20 protein-coding genes are annotated in these 18,409 nt (G+C 74.8%); 14 read left to right on the forward strand and 6 right to left on the reverse strand.

The window, feature by feature from the left end; all coding sequences use genetic code 11:
* Nucleotides 1–101: 101 nt before the first annotated feature.
* Nucleotides 102–1,283, reverse strand: a complete 1,182-nt coding sequence (locus tag ACFVXH_RS21990; protein WP_387826287.1) for a globin domain-containing protein — start codon at nt 1,281–1,283, stop codon at nt 102–104.
* Nucleotides 1,284–1,432: 149 nt separating this feature from the next.
* Nucleotides 1,433–1,882, reverse strand: a complete 450-nt coding sequence (locus tag ACFVXH_RS21995; RefSeq protein ID WP_049652449.1) for an Rrf2 family transcriptional regulator — start codon at nt 1,880–1,882, stop codon at nt 1,433–1,435.
* A 306-nt stretch (nt 1,883–2,188) separates the two neighbouring features.
* Here ACFVXH_RS21995 and ACFVXH_RS22000 point away from each other — a divergent pair, with 306 nt between their 5' ends.
* From ACFVXH_RS22000 to ACFVXH_RS22015, 4 genes are all read left to right on the forward strand, one after another.
* Nucleotides 2,189–3,799: a beta-propeller fold lactonase family protein gene (locus ACFVXH_RS22000; RefSeq protein WP_380775836.1), complete on the forward strand. Its 1,611-nt coding sequence runs from the start codon at nt 2,189–2,191 to the stop codon at nt 3,797–3,799.
* A gap of 99 nt (nt 3,800–3,898) precedes the next feature.
* Nucleotides 3,899–4,555, forward strand: coding sequence for a transcriptional regulator (locus tag ACFVXH_RS22005; RefSeq protein ID WP_117492952.1), 657 nt, complete (start codon nt 3,899–3,901; stop codon nt 4,553–4,555).
* A complete protein-coding gene (locus tag ACFVXH_RS22010) occupies nt 4,552–4,839 on the forward strand; it encodes a hypothetical protein (RefSeq protein WP_387826292.1) in 288 nt (95 codons plus the stop codon). The genes ACFVXH_RS22005 and ACFVXH_RS22010 overlap by 4 nt, the downstream gene beginning before the upstream one ends.
* 3 nt (nt 4,840–4,842) lie before the next feature.
* The gene (locus tag ACFVXH_RS22015) at nt 4,843–5,682 is read left to right on the forward strand and encodes an aminotransferase class I/II-fold pyridoxal phosphate-dependent enzyme (RefSeq protein WP_387826667.1); all 840 of its coding nucleotides are present in this window, start codon (nt 4,843–4,845) and stop codon (nt 5,680–5,682) included.
* A 190-nt stretch (nt 5,683–5,872) separates the two neighbouring features.
* On the opposite strand, the gene nagB is transcribed toward ACFVXH_RS22015, so the two are convergent.
* Both nagB and ACFVXH_RS22025 read right to left on the reverse strand, forming a co-directional pair.
* On the reverse strand, nt 5,873–6,655 hold the full coding sequence (nagB, locus tag ACFVXH_RS22020) for a glucosamine-6-phosphate deaminase (protein ID WP_049652442.1): 783 nt from the start codon (nt 6,653–6,655) through the stop codon (nt 5,873–5,875).
* Nucleotides 6,656–6,966: 311 nt separating this feature from the next.
* A complete protein-coding gene (locus ACFVXH_RS22025) occupies nt 6,967–7,374 on the reverse strand; it encodes a hypothetical protein (protein WP_375873729.1) in 408 nt (135 codons plus the stop codon).
* 299 nt (nt 7,375–7,673) lie between these two features.
* On the opposite strand from ACFVXH_RS22025, the gene ACFVXH_RS22030 reads away from it, so the two are divergent.
* The 6 genes from ACFVXH_RS22030 (at nt 7,674) to ACFVXH_RS22055 (ending at nt 14,615) form a co-directional block, all read left to right on the forward strand.
* Nucleotides 7,674–8,435: a serine/threonine protein kinase gene (locus ACFVXH_RS22030; RefSeq protein ID WP_387826296.1), complete on the forward strand. Its 762-nt coding sequence runs from the start codon at nt 7,674–7,676 to the stop codon at nt 8,433–8,435.
* Nucleotides 8,432–10,012, forward strand: a complete 1,581-nt coding sequence (locus ACFVXH_RS22035) for a protein kinase (RefSeq protein WP_387826299.1) — start codon at nt 8,432–8,434, stop codon at nt 10,010–10,012. Before ACFVXH_RS22030 ends, ACFVXH_RS22035 begins: the two co-directional genes overlap by 4 nt.
* Before the next feature lie 89 nt (nt 10,013–10,101).
* Complete coding sequence (locus ACFVXH_RS22040; RefSeq protein ID WP_074004922.1) at nt 10,102–11,202, forward strand: calcium:proton antiporter; 1,101 nt, start codon at nt 10,102–10,104, stop codon at nt 11,200–11,202.
* 495 nt (nt 11,203–11,697) lie between these two features.
* Nucleotides 11,698–13,023 carry a geranylgeranyl reductase family protein gene (locus tag ACFVXH_RS22045; protein ID WP_387826302.1) on the forward strand — a complete coding sequence of 442 codons (1,326 nt, stop codon included), beginning with the start codon at nt 11,698–11,700 and terminating at the stop codon, nt 13,021–13,023.
* A gap of 212 nt (nt 13,024–13,235) precedes the next feature.
* The gene (locus ACFVXH_RS22050; RefSeq protein WP_387826305.1) at nt 13,236–13,892 is read left to right on the forward strand and encodes a TNT domain-containing protein; all 657 of its coding nucleotides are present in this window, start codon (nt 13,236–13,238) and stop codon (nt 13,890–13,892) included.
* Nucleotides 13,893–14,015: 123 nt separating this feature from the next.
* Nucleotides 14,016–14,615 (forward strand): GNAT family N-acetyltransferase, encoded by a 600-nt coding sequence (locus ACFVXH_RS22055; RefSeq protein ID WP_387826308.1) that lies wholly within the window; start codon nt 14,016–14,018, stop codon nt 14,613–14,615.
* A 35-nt stretch (nt 14,616–14,650) separates the two neighbouring features.
* Here the strand turns inward: ACFVXH_RS22055 and ACFVXH_RS22060 are convergent, their stop codons facing one another.
* Entirely contained in the window at nt 14,651–15,352 is a 702-nt protein-coding gene (locus tag ACFVXH_RS22060; protein ID WP_074004918.1) for a DUF4328 domain-containing protein, read from the reverse strand.
* A gap of 340 nt (nt 15,353–15,692) precedes the next feature.
* Between ACFVXH_RS22060 and ACFVXH_RS22065 the strand changes: the two genes are divergently transcribed.
* The 4 genes from ACFVXH_RS22065 to ACFVXH_RS22080 all read left to right on the forward strand — a co-directional run bounded on the left by ACFVXH_RS22065 (nt 15,693) and on the right by ACFVXH_RS22080 (nt 17,516).
* Complete coding sequence (locus ACFVXH_RS22065) at nt 15,693–16,139, forward strand: hypothetical protein (RefSeq protein WP_387826312.1); 447 nt, start codon at nt 15,693–15,695, stop codon at nt 16,137–16,139.
* Nucleotides 16,140–16,205: 66 nt separating this feature from the next.
* Nucleotides 16,206–16,619: a hypothetical protein gene (locus ACFVXH_RS22070; RefSeq protein WP_375873734.1), complete on the forward strand. Its 414-nt coding sequence runs from the start codon at nt 16,206–16,208 to the stop codon at nt 16,617–16,619.
* A 4-nt stretch (nt 16,620–16,623) separates the two neighbouring features.
* Complete coding sequence (locus ACFVXH_RS22075; RefSeq protein ID WP_049660555.1) at nt 16,624–16,920, forward strand: hypothetical protein; 297 nt, start codon at nt 16,624–16,626, stop codon at nt 16,918–16,920.
* Between the two features lie 11 nt (nt 16,921–16,931).
* Entirely contained in the window at nt 16,932–17,516 is a 585-nt protein-coding gene (locus ACFVXH_RS22080; RefSeq protein WP_387826315.1) for a DJ-1/PfpI family protein, read from the forward strand.
* Between the two features lie 21 nt (nt 17,517–17,537).
* Here ACFVXH_RS22080 and ACFVXH_RS22085 read toward each other — a convergent pair whose 3' ends face one another.
* On the reverse strand, nt 17,538–18,392 hold the full coding sequence (locus ACFVXH_RS22085; RefSeq protein ID WP_387826670.1) for a DNA ligase: 855 nt from the start codon (nt 18,390–18,392) through the stop codon (nt 17,538–17,540).
* Between the last annotated feature and the right edge of the window lie 17 nt (nt 18,393–18,409).

Below are 18,409 nucleotides of genomic sequence, written 5' to 3' on the forward strand. Positions count from 1 at the left end.
CGGCCTCACGGCCTCACGGCCTCACGGCCTCACGGCCTCACGGCCTCACGGCCTCACGGCCTCACGGCCTCACGGCCTCACGGCCTCACGGCCTCACGGCCTCAGGCGCCGAGCCAGAGGTCCGGCCCGAACACCTCGTAGTGGATGTCCGCCGCCGGGACGCCCGCGGTCAGCAGCTGCTCGCGGACGGCGCGCAGGAAGGGGAGCGGCCCGCAGAGGTAGGCGGTGGTGCCGGCCGGGACCTCGACGGTGGAGAGGTCCACCAGGCCGGTGCGCTCGGCCGGCCACTCGCCGAGCGGCCGCTCGTAGAAGACGTGCGAGTCCGCGTTCGGCAGGTCGGCGGTGAGCCGTGCCAGTTCGGCCCGGAAGGCGTGGCTCAGCTGGTCGCGGTCGCCGTGGACGGAGACGATCCGCCGGGTGGAGCCGGTGGTGGCGAGGTGGTCGAGCATGGCGGTCATCGGGGTGTTGCCGATGCCGGCGGAGGCGAGCAGCACCGGGCCGTCGCCGTCGGCCAGGGCGATGTCGCCCAGCGGGGGCGCCAGTTCGACGGGGTCGCCGGCCTTCAGGTGGTCGTGCAGGTGGCCGGAGACCTCGCCGCCGTCCTCGCGCTTGACGCTGAAGCGCAGCGCGCCGTCGGCGCCGCCGGAGAGGCTGTACTGGCGGATCTGCCGGGCGCCGTCGGCCAGTTCGGTGCGCACCGAGACGTACTGGCCGGGGCGGAAGGCCGGGACGGGGCGGCCGTCGGCGGGGCGGACCAGGTAGCTGGTGACGGCCTTGGTCTCCTGGTGGCGGGCGATCACGGTGTAGGGGCGCCACAGGTCGGCCGGGTCGCCGCCGGCGGCGGCCTCGGCGCGCAGCCGGTCCTCGAGGGCGATCAGCGCGTTGGCCATCAGCCAGTAGACCTCGTCCCAGGCGGCGGCGACCTCGGGGGTGACGGCCTCGCCGAGCACCTCCACGATGGCGGCGAACAGGTGCTCGTGGACGATCTTGTACTGGCTGCTGTCGATGCCGACGGAGACGTGCTTGTGGGCGATGCGGGCGAGCATCGCGTCCGGCCGCTGGTCCGGGTCGGCGATCAGGGCGGTGGCGAAGGCGGCTATCGAGCCGGCCAGCGCCTCGCGCTGGGTGCCGTTGGCCTGGTTGCCCCGGTTGAAGAGGTCGCGCAGCAGCTCCGGGTGCGCGGCGAACAGCCGGTCGTAGAAGCGCGGGGTGATGTCGCCGATGGCGGCGCCCACGACGGGCAGGGTGGCCTCGATGACCTCGGTGGACTTCGCGGACAGCATCAGTCGGGCTCCTAACTGGTATTTGAGATTCGCATTAAAGGCTGTGAAAGAGGCGCGCAGCCCCGGTGGGCCGATCGGCCGGTGGGTCCGGCGGTCTCGGTGGGTCCGGCAGTCTCGGTGGATCCGGCGGTGCCGGTGACGCCGGTGGGTCAGGCGGTGTCGGCGGGTCTCGCGGTGAGGCTGAGCAGGACCGGCCCGGTGGGGGAGGCCACCAGGTCGTCGATGGAGAGGTGGTCGAGCGCGGCGAAGAACGCCTCCTGGGCGCCCCGCAGTGCTCCGCGCAGCCGGCACGCGGCCCGCAGCGGGCAGGGCGGGTCGTCCTCGCAGCCGACCACGTCGCCGACCCCCTCCAGCTCCCGCAGCAGCAGTCCGAGCGAACCGGTCCGCCCGGCGAAGGTGAGCATCAGCCCGCCGCCGCGACCGCGCCGGGCCTCCACCACCCCCAGGTGCTGCAGCCGGCTGACCACCTTCGCCGCGTGGGTGTACGGCACGCCGACGGACGCGGCCACCTCGCGGGTGGTCGGGTTGTCGCCCTCGCCCAGGACGGCCAGTCGCATGGCGATCCGCAGGGCGATGTCGGTGCTCTTGGTCAGCCTCACGTTCGGAACGCTATCGAATACGACTCCGCAACTCCAATTTTCTGCACGACGTCGATCGAGACCCCGGTCACGTCGATCCGGAGCCCTCGGCCCGGTCGGGGCCGTGGCGGGTCCGCGCACCCTCGCGCGGCGATCGGATCTGAACATTTGGCGACATTAGTAGTCACTCCCTGACGGAAAGTCAGGGCGGCTTCTACGCTTCCCCCGGCTCCGAACCCACCACAGCACCACCACACGTTCGTCCGTGCCGAGCAGCTGGAGAGACCCGTGAGAACACCCCGCACACCCCGTCGTACCCGGACGGCCGTGGCCGCGATATCCGCGACCACGGCCGCACTGCTGTCGCTGCCCGCGACCGCCGAGGCCGTCACACCGCCGCCGGCCGTCGCCGCGCACCTGGCGGTGGCGCCGTACCCGGCGGGCGTCGCGCTGACGCCGGACGGCGGCCACGCCTATGTGACCAGCCAGAGCAGCGGCGCCGTCAGCGTGCTCGACACCGCGAGCAACACCGTGTCCGGCGGCTTCACCGCCGGGTCCGGCTCGTACGCCGTGGCCGTGTCGCCCGACGGGCACCGGGCCTACCTGACCCACCACCTGGACAACACCGTCAGCGTCGTGGACACCGCGACCGACGCCGTCACCGCGACCGTCCCGGTCGGCGCCCAGCCCTGGGGCCTCGCCCTCGCGCCGAACGGCTCCCGCGCCTACGTGAGCAACGCCGCCGCCAACACCGTCAGCGTGCTGGACACGTCGTCCGACACCGTGACCGCGACCGTGCCGGTCGGCGCCGAGCCGCACGGCCTGGCCGTCTCCCCGGACGGCACCCGGCTGTACGTCGCCGCGTCCGGCGCCAAGGCCGTCACCGTGGTCGACACCGCGAGCGGCACGGTGAGCGGCACCGTCCCGGTCGGCCACGGCGTCTTCGGCCTCGCGCTCAGCCCGGACGGCACCCGGCTGTGGACCGCCGACGGCGACGACGGCACCGCCGCCGTGATCGACACCGCGGCCGGTACGGTCCTCGGCACCGTCGCCGTCGGCTCCGGCCCCTACGCGGTGACCGTCTCCCCGGACGGCACGGCGGCCTACGTCTCCAACTACGCCGACAACACCCTGAGCGTGGTGGACACCGCGAGCCGGACGGTCACCGCGACCGTCCCGGTGGGCGCCAGCCCGTACAGCCTGGCCCTGACCGCCGACGGGCGGCACGGCTACCTCGCCGACTTCACCGGCAGCGCCGTCGACGTGGTGACCTTCCCGCTGCCGGTGCCGGACGTGACCGCGATCAGCCCGAACGGCGGCTCCGGGACGGGCGGCACCGCGGTGACCATCACCGGCACCGACCTGGCCGGCGCCACCGCCGTGACCTTCGGCGCGGCCGGCGCCGCCACCTCGTTCAGCTGCACGAAGACCAGCTGCACCGCGACCGCCCCCGCCACCACCGTCGCCGGAGCCGTGGACGTGCGGGTCACCGGGCCCGGCGGCACCAGCGCGGCCGTCGCCGCCGACCGCTTCACCTACACCGCCCCCGCCGCCCACCTGGGCGTCGCGCTCACCGCGACCCCGGTCACCGGGCTGCTCTCCAGCCGGGTCGACTACACCGTCACCCTCACCGGCCAGGGCCCCGACCCGGTGACCACGGCCACCGTCGCCGCCGACCTGCCCGCCGGGCTGACCACGACCTCCGGTGACTGCACCGTCGCCGCCGGGAAGCTGAACTGCGCGCTGACCGCGCCGCTGGCCAAGGGCGCGAGCACCACCCGGCACTTCTCGGTCGGCGTCGGCCTGCTCACCCTGCTCCGCAGCTGGGACGTCACCGTGGCGCGCACCGCCGGGGCGCCCGCCGACCCGTCGCCCGCCACCAGCCGGGCCACCCGCAGCTGCTCCGCGGTGCTCGGGCTGCTGATCACCTGCAAGTAGCGCACGGGCAGCCGCCCCGGGCCCCGCCGGAACCCTCCGGCGGGGCCCGGGGCGTGAAAGCCCTGGACCAAGTGTCCGAGCCGGACGTACAGTCCAGGCATGTCCTCGGAAAACCCCGACCCCCGCGTACGGACCTGGTCCCCGGTCTGCCGCGCGGTGGCCCTGCTGCTCGGCCCGTACGCCGAGGTCGTGCTGCACGACACCGCCACCGACCGGGTCCTCGCCGTCTGGAACCCGATGACCCCCCGGGCCCCCGGCGACCCGTCACTGCTCGGCGAGCTCGACGGGATCGACCCCTCCGCCCCCGACGTCTACGGCCCGTACGCGAAGCTGCTGCCCGACGGACGCCGGCTCTCCTCCGTCAGCGCCGTACTGCGCGACGACGACGGGAAGCCCACCGCGGTGCTCTGCGTCAACCTCGACCGCGGCCCGCTGGAGCAGGCCGCCGCCCTGCTGGCCGGCTTCGCCGCCCCCACCGCGCCGCGCCCCGAACCGCTCTTCGAGCGCGACTGGACCGAGCGGATCAACGACGTGGTCGGCGGGTACGTCCGCGCCCAGGGCCGCCCGCTGGAGCGCTTCACCCGCGAGGACCGGCTCGCCGTCCTGGGCGAACTCGACCGGGCGGGGGTGTTCGCCGTCCGGCGCGCCGTCCCCGTCGTCGCCACCGCGCTGCGGATCTCCCGCTCCAGCGCCTACAGCCTGCTCGCCGAGCTCAAGCAGCACCCCGCGGGCCCCAGCGAGGAGGACCACCAGTGACCCGGCTCCCCGACTTCCGGCTCGAAACCCACTTCTCGCGCTGGGAGTTCACCGCCCGCCACCACCTCACCGCCTCCGACGCGCAGACCATGACGATGGCCGAGCTGCTCGCCCTGGCGGGCCCCGAGGACCGCGAGGCCTGGGACACCCTGGCCCTCGGCTACACCGAGACCTTCGGCGACCCCGGGCTGCGCCGCGCCGTCGCCGGGATGTACGAGCGGGTCGGCGAGGACGACGTGATCTGCTTCGGCGGCGCCCAGGAGGGGCTCAACCTCGCCATGTAGGTCCTGCTCGAACCGGGCGACCACGCGGTGGTGCTGACCCCGAACTACCAGTCCGCCGAGACCGTCCCGCTCTCGCTCTGCGAGGTCACCGGCGTCGCGCTGGACCCGGAGCGGGACTGGGCGCTGGACCTGGACGCGGTCGAGGCGGCGCTGCGGCCGAACACCAGGGTGCTGTCGGTCAACTTCCCGAACAACCCGACCGGCACGGTGATCGACACCGCCGACTTCGTCCGGCTGGCCGAGCTCTGCGACGAGCGCGGCATCCGGCTGTTCTCGGACGAGGTCTACCGCGGTCTGGAGCGCGACCCGGCCCGCGCCCTGCCGCAGGCCGCCGACCTCTCCGAGCGGGCCCTCTCGCTCAACGTGACCTCCAAGTCGCTCGGCCTGCCCGGCCTGCGGATCGGCTGGATCGCCTGCCGGGACCAGGAACTGCGCTCGCGCCTGGAGCGGGCCAAGCACTACACCACGATCTGCAACTCGGCGCCGAGCGAGGTGCTGGCCCGGATCGCGATCACCGCCCGCGACCGCATCCTGGCCCGCAACCGCGCGATCATCGCCGGGAACCTGCCGCTGTTCGACGCCTTCTTCGCCGAGTTCGCCGACCTCTTCGAGTGGCGCGCGCCGGACGGCGGCTGCGTCGCCTTCCCGCGCTACCTGGGCCCGGACGGCGTGGAGGAGTTCTGCACCGCGCTGGTCGAGCAGGCGGGCGTGCTGCTGCTGCCCGCCGGGATCTTCCGCTCGGAGCTGACCCCGACCCCGGCCGACCGGTTCCGGATCGGCCTCGGCCGCCGCGACCCGGGCCCGGGCCTGGCGGCCTTCGCCGACTGGCTCCGCAAGCGCTGAGCGGCGCTTCCCGTGCTGAGCGGTGCTCCCCGTGCTGAGCGGTGCTCGCGGAACTGAGCGGTGCTCCCCACGCTGAGCGGCGCTCGCGGTACTGAGCGGCGTCTCCGTACGGCGAAACGGCCGGGGCGCCGGCCACCGAGGGGAGTCGGTGGCCGGCGCCCCGGCCGTCAAGGCCGCTGCCCGGGAGCGCTCAGAGCTTCTGCCAGGCCGGCTTGGCCGCGTAGGTGTCGCGGAAGTAGTCGGCGAGCTTGAGGCGGGAGGCGGCCGCCTCGTCCACCACGACGGTGGCGTGCGGGTGCAGCTGCAGCGCCGAGGCGGGGACGACCGCGGAGAGCGGGCCCTCGACGGCGAGCGCGACGGCCTCGGCCTTGGCCTCGCCGGTGGCGAGCAGGACCAGGTGGCGGGCCTCCAGGATGGTGCCGATGCCCTGGGTGATGACGTGGTGCGGGACCTCGTCGAGGCTGTCGAAGAAGCGGGCGTTGTCCTCGCGGGTCTGCCGGGTCAGGGTCTTGATCCGGGTCCGGGAGGAGAGCGAGGAGCAGGGCTCGTTGAAGCCGATGTGGCCGTCCGTGCCGATGCCGAGCAGCTGGAGGTCGACGCCGCCGGCCTCGGCCAGCGCGCGGTCGTAGGCGGTGGCCGCCGCGGCGATGTCGGAGGCGTTTCCGTCCGGGCCCAGGAAGGAGTCCTCGGTCAGGCCGAGCGGCTCCACGACCTCGCGCAGCACCACCGAGCGGTAGGACTCCGGGTGGCCGGCGGGCAGGCCGACGTACTCGTCCAGCTGGCAGATGCGCGCCTCGGCGGCGTCCAGTCGGCCGTCGCGGACCCGCTCGGCCAGGGCCTGGTAGATCGGCAGCGGGGTCGAGCCGGTGGCCACGCCGAGCAGGGCGTCGGGCTTGTCGGTCAGCAGATCGGTGATCGCCGCGGCGATGAGTTCGCCGGCCGCACGGGCGTCAGGGACGATCACGATTTCCATACTGGGTCCACCGTTCTGAGGCGAGGCTGAGGTCTAGACCTCCAAGGTCTAGACCAGTTTGCCGTGAAGGGGTGCCCCAGGTCCACCCGGGTCCGCGTTCCGGATGATCTCCGCCGCCGCCTCTTCTGCCTGATCGGGACGGCTGCCGCCCGATCGGCATGGCCGGGGCCGGTCGTCGGGACGGGATGTCCCGGCGGCCGGCCCCGGTGGTGGTGCTCTTCACTGCTTCCCGCCCCCTGGTCGTCCGGACGGCTGCCCGGTCGTACGGACGGCGTGGGGGTGGTGGGTGCGGCGCCTCGGCGGCCCCGCGATCAGAACGGGTGGGTACAGGTGGTGACCTGCTTGGCGACGTCCAGCGCGGGGCCGGCGGTCGCGCAGATCATGCGGGGGGCGCCGGCGGTCACCCGCGGGGTGACCGCCTTGGCGGAGCCGAACCGGACGGTGGTCGCGGAGGCGACCGCCTCCCAGGGGCTGCCCCAGGCGGCCTGGGTGCGGACCTCGACCCGAACCAGCGTCAACTGGCCCGGGTCCGCGCTGACCTGGGCGACGCCGACGATGCCGGAGCCGTCGGCCTGGTGCGAGATGCAGGGCTGGTTGAGCACCGTGGCGCAGAGCGCGGTGTCGGTGTCGGACGTCGCGGTGGCCGCTATGGCCGGGGCCGCCGTCAGGCCGGCGATCCCTGCCGCCGCCATCACCACAGCTGCGATCCGAGCGCGCATGATACGAACCTCCTTGGAAATTAAGGGAATCTCACTCCTTGAGATGAGTCTTGCACACATCGTGAACGTGTTGTGTGTGCGTTGCGTCACACTCATGGTGACCGTTCAACTACATCCTGCAACCATTCCTCATCTGTTCAGCACACGGACAACTCCAGTCCTGACGGATGATCAGTTCATGGGTGGAAAAGGGCGGTTCCTCACCCGTCCGGGTGGCGGGTTTGCCCCCGGGGCGAATAGGACGGATACCATCGACCCCATCCCACGGAGGTATCGACCCGATCCCACGGAGGTGCCGCGTGGACACGGTCATCGTCCAACTGCCCGGCCCCGGGCCCGGGATGAGACCCGGTGGGGCCCCCGGCCTGCTGCGGATGGGCCCGGGCGAGACCGCGGTGTTCGGGCGCGGGGAGCCCGGCCGACCGGTCCCCATCCCACTGCCCGACCAGGGCGTCTCCCGCCGGGCGGGGGAGGTGGTCGCGGCCGAGGACTACTGGCGGCTGTCCAACTTCAGCACCTCGGCCACCTACGTGGTGGAGAACCTGGAGGGCGCGGGGGAGCACGTCAAGGTCGCGCCCGGCCGGCTCGGCGCCCCCGTCCCGTTCGAACTCTCCCGGGTGCTGCTGCCCGCGCTCGGCGAGCCCGCGGCCTTCAAGGTCTTCGCCCCGCAGCACGCCTACCTCGACGGGCGGCCAGGCGGCGCCGACGGCGAGCACACCGTCAGCCCGTTCGCCCTGGACCCGACCGCCAAGTACTTCCTGGTCCTGCTCGCGCTCTGCGAGCCCCGGCTGCGCTCACCCTCCGCCGCCGCCGTCCCCGGAGTGACCGAGGTGCTCGCCCGGCTGCGCGCCCTGCCCGGCTGCCGCGGGCTGAGCCGCTCGGCGGTCAACTACCACATCGACTACCTGGTGGAGACCAAGCTGCGGCTGCGCGAGCCGTACGAGGAAGGGCCGGCCGGCGGCAAGCGCGAGGAACTGGTGGCGCTGGCACTGAAGTTCGACCTCGTCCGGGAGGAGCACCTGGCCCTGCTCCCGCCCCGGCGCCCGGTCGCCCGGCCGTGACGCCCGGCGCCCCGTCCGAGCCGTCGCCGGGGTCCGAGCCCGAGCCGGAGCCGGGTTCCGACCCCGGGCCGTCCGGGGGCCCGTCCTTCGCGGTCCCGGAGGGCTACCCGATCGCCGGCTACCGCCTCGGCGCCTTCCTCGGCGCGGGTGCCTGGGGCAGCGTGTACGCCGCCGAGGGCCCCGACGGGAGCCAGGCCGCCGTCAAGATCCTCGGCGCGGCCCGGTTCGCCCCCGGCCAGCGCCGGACCGTGGCCCGGATGGCCCGCAGCGAACAGCGTTTCAGCCGCCGCGCCGACCACCCCCACCTGATCCGCACCCTCGCCGTGGCCACCGTCGAGGACCCGGACCACCCGGCGCTCGACGGTGCCGTCGCCCTGGTGATGGAACGCGCCGCCAGCAGCCTCCAGGACCTGCTGGGCGAGGCCCGCCCCGGTGCGGCGGTGCCCGGCGCCGAGCGGATCCTGGCCGAGGTCTGCGCCGGGCTGAGCCACATGCACCGGGTCGGCTGGGTGCACGGGGACCTGAAACCGGCCAATGTCCTGCTGATGCCCGACGGCACCGCGAAGATCGCCGACTTCGGCCTCACCGCCGAATTGGAGGGCACCCACGCCTACGCCCCGCCGCTGGGCTCGCCCGACCACGTCCCGCCCGAGTGGTGGTCCGAGCGCACCGGCGCCCGCGGCATCGCGCTGCGCCCCAGCGCCGACGTCTGGGCCTTCGGGGTGATCGCCCACCAGGTGCTCACCGGCGGCCTGCACCCCTTCCTCGGCGCCACCAGTCGGGCCCGCTCGCTGGCCGCCCAGGCGTACGCGCGGGGCGCCGCGCCGCTTCGGCTGCACGAGGCGCTGCCGGTGCGCTGGCGGCCGGTGGTCGCCGCCTGCCTCGCCCCCGGGCGGGAGGAGCGGACCCGGACCGGGCCGGCCGGGCTGGCGGCGCTGGTCGCCCGGGCCGCCGCCGTTCCGGGCCGGGGCCGTCGGGCCGCTGTCCGGGTCGCCGTCCAGGCCGCCGTCCGGTCCGGCGCGGGCCTGCTCGCCTGCGGGCTCGCCGTCCTCGCCCTGGCCGGTGGCCCGGAGCCCGGCGGTCCGGGCGCGGCTGAGCGCGCGGCGCCCCCGCCGCCCGGCGCGATCCCGGCCGGATCGGACGTCCCGGTGGCCTACCGGGGCATGATCGAGACCGCGGCGCGGCGCTGCCCCGAGCCGGAGGTCACCCCGGTGCTGCTGGCCGCCATGCTGAAGGCCGAGAGCGGCTTCGACCCGAAGGCCGCCCGCCCGGAGACCGGCGAGTACGGCATCGCCCTGTGGACGCCCTCCGTCTTCGAGGCCTGGGGCAAGGCCGCCACCCACGCCGGTCCGAAGTCGTACTGGGACCCGGGCGACGCGATCGCCGCGATGGGCAACTACGCCTGCTGGCTCGACCAGCAGATAAAGCGCCACGGCTTCACCCACGACCTGCCCGCCCTGGTTGCGGCGGCCTACCGGACCAGCGACAAGACCGTGGCGACCGCCGGGGGCGTCCCGGAACGACTTCGGCAACATGTCGACAAAGTGCTTCAGTACCTTCATGGCTACGGTGGGTGACTGCCGAATTGGGATGAGTTATGCCACATCCCTATGTATCCGGCGCGGGCACCCGGGTGACGGGCCTCCGGTCTGGGATCCTCGGCGGCATGATCACGAAGCTCCGCGCGGCTCTCGCGCAATGGACCGTCGTCGTCCCGGTGGTGTCGTTCCTCGTCCTCGCCCTGACCTGGCACAAGGAACTCCCCGGCTGGGTGGTGGCGGTGGTCGCCTGCTTCCTGGTGGGCGCCGTGCTGTCGGCCGTGCACCACGCGGAGGTGATCGCGCACTGGTCGGGGGAGCCCTTCGGGTCACTGGTCCTCGCCGTGGCGGTCACCGTGATCGAGGTCGCGCTGATCGTGACGCTGATGGCCGACGGCGGGGACAAGTCCTCCACCCTGGCCCGGGACACCGTCTTCGCCGCCGTGATGATCACCTGCAACGGCATCCTCGGACTGTCCATCCTGGTCGCCGCCGTCAAGTACCGGACCGCCGTCTTCAACGCCGAGGGCACCGGCGCCGCGCTGGCCTGCATCGCCACCCTCGCGACCCTCAGCCTGGTACTGCCGACCTTCACCACCAGCTCGCCCGGCCCCCAGTTCTCGACCACCCAGCTCACCTTCGCGGCCACCGCCTCGCTGGTGGTCTACGGCCTGTTCGTGGCCACCCAGACCGTCCGGCACCGCGACTACTTCCTGCCCGTCACCCCCGAGGGCCGGGTGCTGGCCGAGGAGGAGCACGCCTCCCCGCCCACCCTCCGGGCCGCCGGGATCAGCCTGCTGCTGCTCGCCGTCGCCCTGGTGGCGGTGGTGGGCCTGGCCAAGGGCGTGTCGCCGACCATCGAGAAGGCGGTGGACGACGCCGGGCTGCCGCACGCCGTGGTCGGCGTCGTGATCGCCATGATGGTGCTGCTGCCGGAGACCATCGCGGCGCTGCGCGCGGCCGTCCGCAACCGGGTGCAGACCAGCCTCAACCTCGCCCTCGGCTCGGCGCTCGCCAGCATCGGCCTGACCATCCCGGCGGTCGCGATCGCCTCCACCTGGCTCTCCGGCCCGCTCGTCCTCGGCCTCGACCCGGCGCACATGGTGCTGCTGAGCCTGACCATCGTGCTGCTCACCCTCACCGTCATCCCGCGCCGGGCGACCCCGCTGCAGGGCGCGGTGCACCTGGCGGTGCTGGCGGGGTACGTGGTGCTGGCGCTGAACCCGTGAGGGCCCGCCGGCCGTAGACGACAGTGGAAGCCCCTGCCACGTTCCCCCGTGCGGTCAGGGGCTTCCGCCGTTCCCGGGGCCGGATCGGGTGGTGCCGGTGGTGTCAGTGGGACTAGTGAGATCAGTGGGACTGGTGGTGAACCCGGGAGGCGGTGCCGGCCGTGGTACCGGATGAGGGCCCCGGTCCGCCCCCGTGGTCGGGGCCCTCGTCGAACCCGGCGCGACCGCCGTTGATCCCCCCGAGGGGTCCGCGCCGCGGAACGACGGAGAGCCCCTGGTCCCGCTGCTGCTCGCGGGCCGGGGGCTCGGTTGCGTCCGGGCCCCGGCGTGGCGGGTGGACCCGTACGGCAGGGGTGGCCGGTATTGGCCGGTTCGCGGGGCGGCCTGCGTGTCGGGGCGGCGGGCGGGTGCCGGGGTTCTCTATCGTCCGTCCGGAACCGCCCAGTCCGAGGACTCCGTCGCGCGGACAGCCGATCCGACCCGTGGGAGAGTGCGATGCCCGGCCCAGAGCAGACCGTCCGGCCCGAGGAGACCGTCAGTGGCGGGGAGGCCGTCCAGGACGGGGGGAGCGCCGACGTCATCGTGGTCGGCGCCGGACCGGCCGGCTCCACCGCCGCCGCCCACCTCGCCCGGACCGGACTGGACGTCCTGCTGCTGGAGAAGTCCGCCTTCCCGCGCGAGAAGGTCTGCGGGGACGGCCTCACCCCGCGCGCCGTCAAGCAGTTGACCGACCTCGGCATCGACGTCTCCGAGGAGGCCGGCTGGCTGCACAACCGGGGCCTGCGGCTGATCTCCGGGCACCGCTCGGTGGAGTTCGACTGGCCCGAGCTCTCCGCCTACCCCGGGTACGGACTGGTCCGGCGCCGCGCAGACTTCGACGAACTGCTCGCCCGCAAGGCCGCCTCGCTCGGAGCCCGGGTGGTCGAACGCGCCAATGTGACGGGCCCGACGCTGGACGAGCGGACCGGCCGGATCACCGGGGTCACCGCCAAACTGGGCGAGGAGCGCCGGCCGGTCGCCTACCGGGCCCCGGTCGTGGTCGCCGCCGACGGCAACTCCACCCGGCTGTCGGTGGCGATGCGGCGCTACCGCCGCACCGACCGCGCGATGGGCGTCGCCTACCGGACGTACTTCACCACCCCGCGCCACGACGACCGCTACCTGGAGGTCTGGCTCGACCTGCGCGACCCCGACGACCGGGCCCGGCGCCAGTTGCCCGGCTACGCCTGGGTGTTCGGCATGGGCGACGGCACCGCCAACGTCGGCCTCGGGGTCCTGGACACCGCCGGGACCGAGGCGGACTGGCGCGAGGTGCTGCGGCGCTGGTGCGACGGCCTGCCCCCGGAGTACGGCTACACCCCCGACGCGGTCACCGAGCCGATCCGCGGTGCCGCCCTGCCGATGGGCCTCAACCGCGCGCCCCACTACGCCGACGGTCTGCTGCTGATCGGCGACGCGGGCGGGACGGTCAGCCCGGGCACCGGCGAAGGCATCGCCTATGCGATGGAGTCCGGTCGCTACGCCGCCGAGACCATCGTCCAGGCCCTCGCCCGCCGCACCGACCGCGGTCGCGAACTCGCCCTGCGTGCCTACCCGCAGGCGCTGCGCTCCGCCTACGCGGGCTACTTCGCGCTCGGCCGCCTGGCCGCCGACCTGCTGGGCCGCCCGAAGCTGCGCGGCGCGGCCGGGGCGGCCGGGCTCGGCCACCCGGCGCTGCTGAAGGCGGCGTTCCGGCTGATGGCCAACCTGACCGAGCCGAACTCCAAGGACGCCCTCGACCGGCTGCTCCACCTGCTCGGGCGGGTCGCCCCGGGGAAGTGACCCGGGCGCGCCGGACCGCTCATCCTCGCGGACGGGCGGTCCCGGTGTCCCGGCTTTGGCCGAATCCGCCGAGTCGAACGCGCAGTCGCACTGATCATGTTGACGAATGATCAGATGATCCGATTGCCTGGTGTCGAACCAGCCACGGAGGGTGAGCAGAACGCTCCTCCGTGGCTCCTTTTTCGACCGCTGACCCGTTCGACGGAGACACCGTGCGCCTTCGCCTTCGCCTGCTCGTCGCGCCGCTCGCCGCGGCCGCCGCCCTCACCGCCGTGACCGTCCCCGCCGCCGTCGCGGCCCCGGCGGCCACCCCCGCCGACCAGTGCTCCGCCGCCTTCCGCCACGACGACGCCCGCCTCGGCCCGGCCGACCTCCCGACCGCCGGGCCGGTCGGCCGCCAGCTCGTCGGCTACCAGCGCACCGGCGGCGCGGGCGAGCAGGACTTCCTGGCCAAGTACTACGACCCGGCCGGCAACGGCGGCAAGGGCGGCTGGATCTACCCGCCGGCCGACGGCTACGTCACCCTGCCCGACGGCAGCCCGATCGAGTTCGACCTCACCCTCTACCCGAACCAGAACATCGACCGCTACGGCAGCGAGTACGGCGCCTACCTCGCCCCCGAGGGCCTGCCCTACGCCAGCCGCGCGCTCCCGCCGCAGAGCCTGGACGGCACCCCGCCGGCCGCCTGCAACTACCATGACTACAAGGTGGTCAAGGCCTTCACGGTGCACGCCGGCCCGATCGCTCCCTGGTTCAACCAGCCCGGCTGGGGCCTCCAGTACCAGCTCGACGCCACCCTGCTGCCCGGCGGCCCGGCCAAGCTGAACGTGCTCTGGCTGGTGGAGAACGGCTACCTGGCCCGGAGCTGACCGCGCCCCGTCCGCCCGCCCGCTCCGTACGCCCGCTCCGTCCACCAGGGGCGGAGCGGGCGTCGGGGCGGGCGCCGGAATATTCGCTGGCGGGCCCGGGGGAGCGGGGGATAGGAAGACGGGATGACCATCAGCGATCCCGGCACCGCCCAGCGGCTGTTCCGCCCCACCGTCCTCGACCTCGGCGACGCCGTGCTGCGCCCGTGGGGGCCCGGCCTCGACGTGTCCGGCGGAATCGTGCCCGCCCTGCTCGCCGCCGCGGCGGACCCGGCCGTCGCCCGCTGGAACCCGCTCAGCGCCACCGGCCCGGTCGACCCGCAGGCCTACCTGGAGCGCTGCGAGGCAGGCTGGGCCGACGGCAGCGCGGCCTCCTTCGCCGTGATCGACGCCGCCGACGGCAGCCTCTGCGGCAACGCCTACCTGGGGTGGAGCAACCAGGACGACGGCGTGGCCATGGTCGGCTACTGGCTGCTCGCCGCGGCCCGCGGCCGGGGCCTGGCCACCCGGGCCACCACCGCCGTCACCCGCTGGGCGGTGGAGCACGCCGGCGCCCGCCGGATCGAGCTCTACCACGCCGTCGGCAACGAGGCCTCCTGCCGGGTCGCCGAGCGGGCCGCCTTCCCGTACGAGGGCACCCTGCGCGCCTCCTACACCTACGGCGGGGGCGTCTACACGGACGAGCACCTGCACGCCCGGCTGGCCTCGGACCCGTTCACGGACTGAGCGCCCGCCCGCGGGCCCGCGGCCGGCGGAACGGCTCAGCCCCGGACGGTCCCGCCGCGGACCGCGTACGCGTGGGCGGTGGACTCGGCGAAGCGCTCCTCCTGCATGGCCGTCAGCCGCTGGACGACCAGGACGGCGAGGACGGCGGCGACCACCTCCAGCACGTCGGAGGCCAGCAGCCAGCCGAGGGCGGTCTGGTAGTCGTCCGGGTACTTCGCCGAGTTCAGGTAGTTGGCGCCGAACCGGCCGGTCGCGTTGGCCAGCCAGAAGGTGGCCCACCAGAGGTTGACCAGCGGCTGGGGGTGCGGCAGGCGCACCCCGGAGGCGTCCGGCCGGGCGCTGGCCGTCCAGGTGTCGACCGTGATCCGGAACGGGAACCAGAGGGCGACCACGGGGGTGAACCAGCCGCCGATCGCCCAGCCGCGCTTGAACCGGTGCCCGCTCGGGTCGAAGACCTCCGCGTTCACCCGCACCCGGTGGAACCAGGTGATGAAGGCGACCGCCGAGGCCAGCAGGGTGAGCGTCTGGACCAGGCTGACGTTGTCGTAGAGCAGGGCCGCGTCCGTCAGCGCGGACTCGTCGGCCAGGTCGGAGTCGGCGGCGAACTCCCCCGCCTCCCCGTACAGGCGGAAGCCCGCGGCGAGCGAGGCGAGGGTCGCGGTGCCGCACACGGCGAGCAGGACGGTGGCGGCGGTGGAGCTGGGTCTGGGCGAGCGGTACAGGGCGGGCGAAGGCATCGGGGACGGACTCCTGGACTGGACCAATGTGACGGGGCGACACCCTAGGGCCTGCGGCCCACCCCGGACCAGCGGCTTTTCACGGACCGCACCGCACGACGGGCCCCGGCGCGCGGCCGTCGTCCCCGCCCCGGCCCCGGCCGGCGCTCCGGAGCGACGGCGCACGCGCGGAGCGGCGGTCCGGGCGGCGCGAACCGACGGCCGCGCGGCCCCCCGCCGTGGCTCCTTGCCACGGCCCCCCGCCGCGGATCCACGGGGCGCAGGCTGCGCGCGCGGCGGGGGAGCGACCTAACCTGGAAGAGAGCGTTCGGTGCGTCGCCCGCGAACGGAAGCGGTGGTCATGACGGTGGTCTCGGCGGCTCTCTTCGGTACCGACTGGTGGCAGCCCGCGCTGCCCGGCGGTGCCGAGTTGCTGCGCGAGTGCGCGGTACGGGGCTGGACGGTCGTGCTGACCGGCCCCGGGCCGGCCGGGGCTCCGGCACTGGCCGTGGCCGACCCCGGGGGCGACCCGGTGCGGGCCGCGCTGGACCTGGTGGACGGCAGGCCCTGGCACGCCGTGGCCGTCGCCGGGAGCGTGCGCGAGGTCCGGGCGGCGCGGCGGGCCGGGGTGCCGTGCGTCGCCCTGGCGGCCGGCCGGGACACCGGCCCCGAGCTGCGGGCGGCGGGCGCGGCCGAGGTCCACCGCGACGCCGCCGCCCTGTTGAGCGTCCTGGACGACAGCCTGCTCGCCCGCCCCCGGGCGTTCGGGCCCGTCGGCGCCGGAACAGGCGGTGCCCGGAACGGTTAGCGCGAGCCCGTACCGGGCAACCGCCCGGGTGCGAGCACGTCACCCGAAGTGTCGGAGGTGACCGAGATGGACGGACCCGCGTTGAGCGGATGGGAGCGGCGGCTCCTCGAGGAGATCGAGTCCGATCTGCGCCAGGACACACGGCTCGACCGGAAGCTGAGCACCATGGGCGCCGAGCCGCCGAGCCGGGTCCGGGGCGTGCTCCGCGGCATCGGGCGCAGGTTCTCGGCGGGGGTCGTGCTGACCGCCCTGGTGATGACGATGATCTGCCTCGGTGTGGGCCTGCGGACCCCGGCCACCGCCGTACTGGTCGCGCTCGGCGTGGTCTGGGCGGCCACCGTGGCGGCCGCGTTCGCCGCCTCCGAGCTGCTGCGCCGCCGTCGCGCCGGCCGCGGCCGCACCGAAGCGGTGGACCCGGCGGAGGCCCGGGAACGCCGGGAGCGCCGCGAACGGCGGCCCTGGGACCGTCCGGAGGCGTGACACCATGACCACCGACCTGTGGGAGTACCGCCCGGGCTCCCATCCCGCCGCCGACCTCACGCTGGTCGGGTACGAGGTGCTCGCCACCGACGGCCCGGTCGGCCGGGTCGAACAGGACGCCGGGGACCACCTGCTGGTCGACGCCGAACCCTGGGTGCCCGGCACCCGGGTGCTCGTCCCGGCCGGGCTGGTCGCCCGGCTCGACCACCTCGACCGCGCCGTCCACCTCGACTGCCCGCGCGCCAGGCTCAGCTCCGCCCCGCCCGCGGCCGTCGACCTGACCGCCCCGCACCCGCGCTGAGCGACCACGCCATGGGCTGGCCGTCCACCACGCTCACCGGACGCGTGATCGCCTTCCTGGTCGCGCCGTACGGGGCCGAACAGGTCGAACTGACCGACCCCTGGCAGGCCGTCGCCGAGTCCGGCGGCACCCCGCGGCTGCTGTCCACCGCCGAGGGCCGGGTCCGCACCGTCCGCCACCACGCCGAGGGCGACACCTTCGCCGTGGACGCCCTGGTCGCCGCGGCCGACCCGGCGGCCTACGACGGGCTGGTCCTCCCCGGCGGCGTCGCCAACCCCGACCGGCTGCGCCTGGACCGCCCGGCGGTCGCCTTCGTGCACGCCTACTGCGCCGCCGGCCGTCCGGTCGCGGCGATCTGCCACGCGGCCTGGACGCTCATCGAGGCCGACGCCGTCCGCGGCCGCACCCTCACCTCCTGGCCCAGCCTGCGCACCGACCTGGTCAACGCCGGCGCCCACTGGGTGGACGAGCCGGTCCACGTCTGCCACGACGGCCCCGGCCCGCTCGTCACCAGCCGCAAGCCGGGCGACCTGCCGCTGTTCGACGACGCCTTCGTGACGGAGTTCGCCCACGCGGCGGCGAAACGGAGGCGGTGAGCAAGGGGAGCGAGGGCGGGGTCAGTCGCCGCGGAGGCGGAGGAAGGTGGCGGACGGCGGGCGGCCGGTGAGGGTGAACTCGGCGCGGAGCGGGGCGGTCAGCGGGTGGACCGGGCCGTGGTCCGGGTCGGTGGCGGGCGGGCCGAGCAGGGGGCGGGCGAGTTCGGCGACCTCGCGGGACTGGACCGGGGTGAGCCTCGGGGTGGTCAGGAACACCCGGCCGTCGTCCAGCTGGAGGATCAGCGCGTGCGGGTGGGCGGCCGGGCCGGTGACAGCGCGGACGGTGGCGTCGAGGGTGTCGCCGCGGCGGTACTTGACCCAGACCCGGCCCGCGCCGCGCGGGCGGTACGGGGCCGCCGCGGCCTTGCAGACCAGCCCCTCCACCCCGGTGTCGGCGAGCCGCTCCGTCCACTCCAGCGCCTCCGCCCGGTCGGTGGTGGCCATGACCGGCCGGATCGGCGGCGGGACGTCGGCGAGGGCGGCGAGCAGCAGCCGGCGGCGGTCGGTGAGCGGAAGGGCCCGCACGTCGCGGCCGGGCAGCGCCAGCAGGTCGAAGGCGATCAGGCCGAGCGCGACCCCGGTGGCGGCGGCGCGGGCCCGGCGGGTGCGCAGCAGCTCGCCGAAGGCGAACCGGCCGTCGCGCCAGGCGACCAGCTCGGCGTCCAGCACCAGGCCCTCCGGCAGCCGGGCGACGGCGGCGGCGATCGGCGGGAACTCGGCGGCGAGGTCGCGGCCGCCGCGGGACTGGAGGTACGCGGGCCGCCCGCCCCGGGCGAAGGCGACGCAGCGGAAGCCGTCCAGCTTCAGCTCGTACTGCACGCCCCCGCCGCCCAGGCCGTCGGCGGGCGGGACGGCGGCCACGGCGGCCGGGCGCATCACCTCGACGGGCGGGT

Source organism: Kitasatospora sp. NPDC058184, assembly GCF_042883725.1.
Taxonomy (GTDB): domain Bacteria; phylum Actinomycetota; class Actinomycetes; order Streptomycetales; family Streptomycetaceae; genus Kitasatospora.

Bases quoted from the DNA above. Each gene is read 5' to 3' on its own strand.
- ACFVXH_RS21990 (WP_387826287.1), bottom strand. From the start codon at position 1,283: ATGCTGTCCGCGAAGTCCACCGAGGTCATCGAGGCCACCCTGCCCGTC.
- ACFVXH_RS22005 (WP_117492952.1), top strand. From the start codon at position 3,899: ATGTCCTCGGAAAACCCCGACCCCCGCGTACGGACCTGGTCCCCGGTC.
- nagB (WP_049652442.1), bottom strand. From the start codon at position 6,655: ATGGAAATCGTGATCGTCCCTGACGCCCGTGCGGCCGGCGAACTCATC.
- ACFVXH_RS22025 (WP_375873729.1), bottom strand. From the start codon at position 7,374: ATGCGCGCTCGGATCGCAGCTGTGGTGATGGCGGCGGCAGGGATCGCC.
- ACFVXH_RS22040 (WP_074004922.1), top strand. From the start codon at position 10,102: ATGATCACGAAGCTCCGCGCGGCTCTCGCGCAATGGACCGTCGTCGTC.
- ACFVXH_RS22045 (WP_387826302.1), top strand. From the start codon at position 11,698: ATGCCCGGCCCAGAGCAGACCGTCCGGCCCGAGGAGACCGTCAGTGGC.
- ACFVXH_RS22055 (WP_387826308.1), top strand. From the start codon at position 14,016: ATGACCATCAGCGATCCCGGCACCGCCCAGCGGCTGTTCCGCCCCACC.
- ACFVXH_RS22060 (WP_074004918.1), bottom strand. From the start codon at position 15,352: ATGCCTTCGCCCGCCCTGTACCGCTCGCCCAGACCCAGCTCCACCGCC.
- ACFVXH_RS22065 (WP_387826312.1), top strand. From the start codon at position 15,693: ATGACGGTGGTCTCGGCGGCTCTCTTCGGTACCGACTGGTGGCAGCCC.
- ACFVXH_RS22070 (WP_375873734.1), top strand. From the start codon at position 16,206: ATGGACGGACCCGCGTTGAGCGGATGGGAGCGGCGGCTCCTCGAGGAG.
- ACFVXH_RS22075 (WP_049660555.1), top strand. From the start codon at position 16,624: ATGACCACCGACCTGTGGGAGTACCGCCCGGGCTCCCATCCCGCCGCC.
- ACFVXH_RS22080 (WP_387826315.1), top strand. From the start codon at position 16,932: ATGGGCTGGCCGTCCACCACGCTCACCGGACGCGTGATCGCCTTCCTG.
- ACFVXH_RS22085 (WP_387826670.1), bottom strand. From the start codon at position 18,392: ATGCGCCCGGCCGCCGTGGCCGCCGTCCCGCCCGCCGACGGCCTGGGC.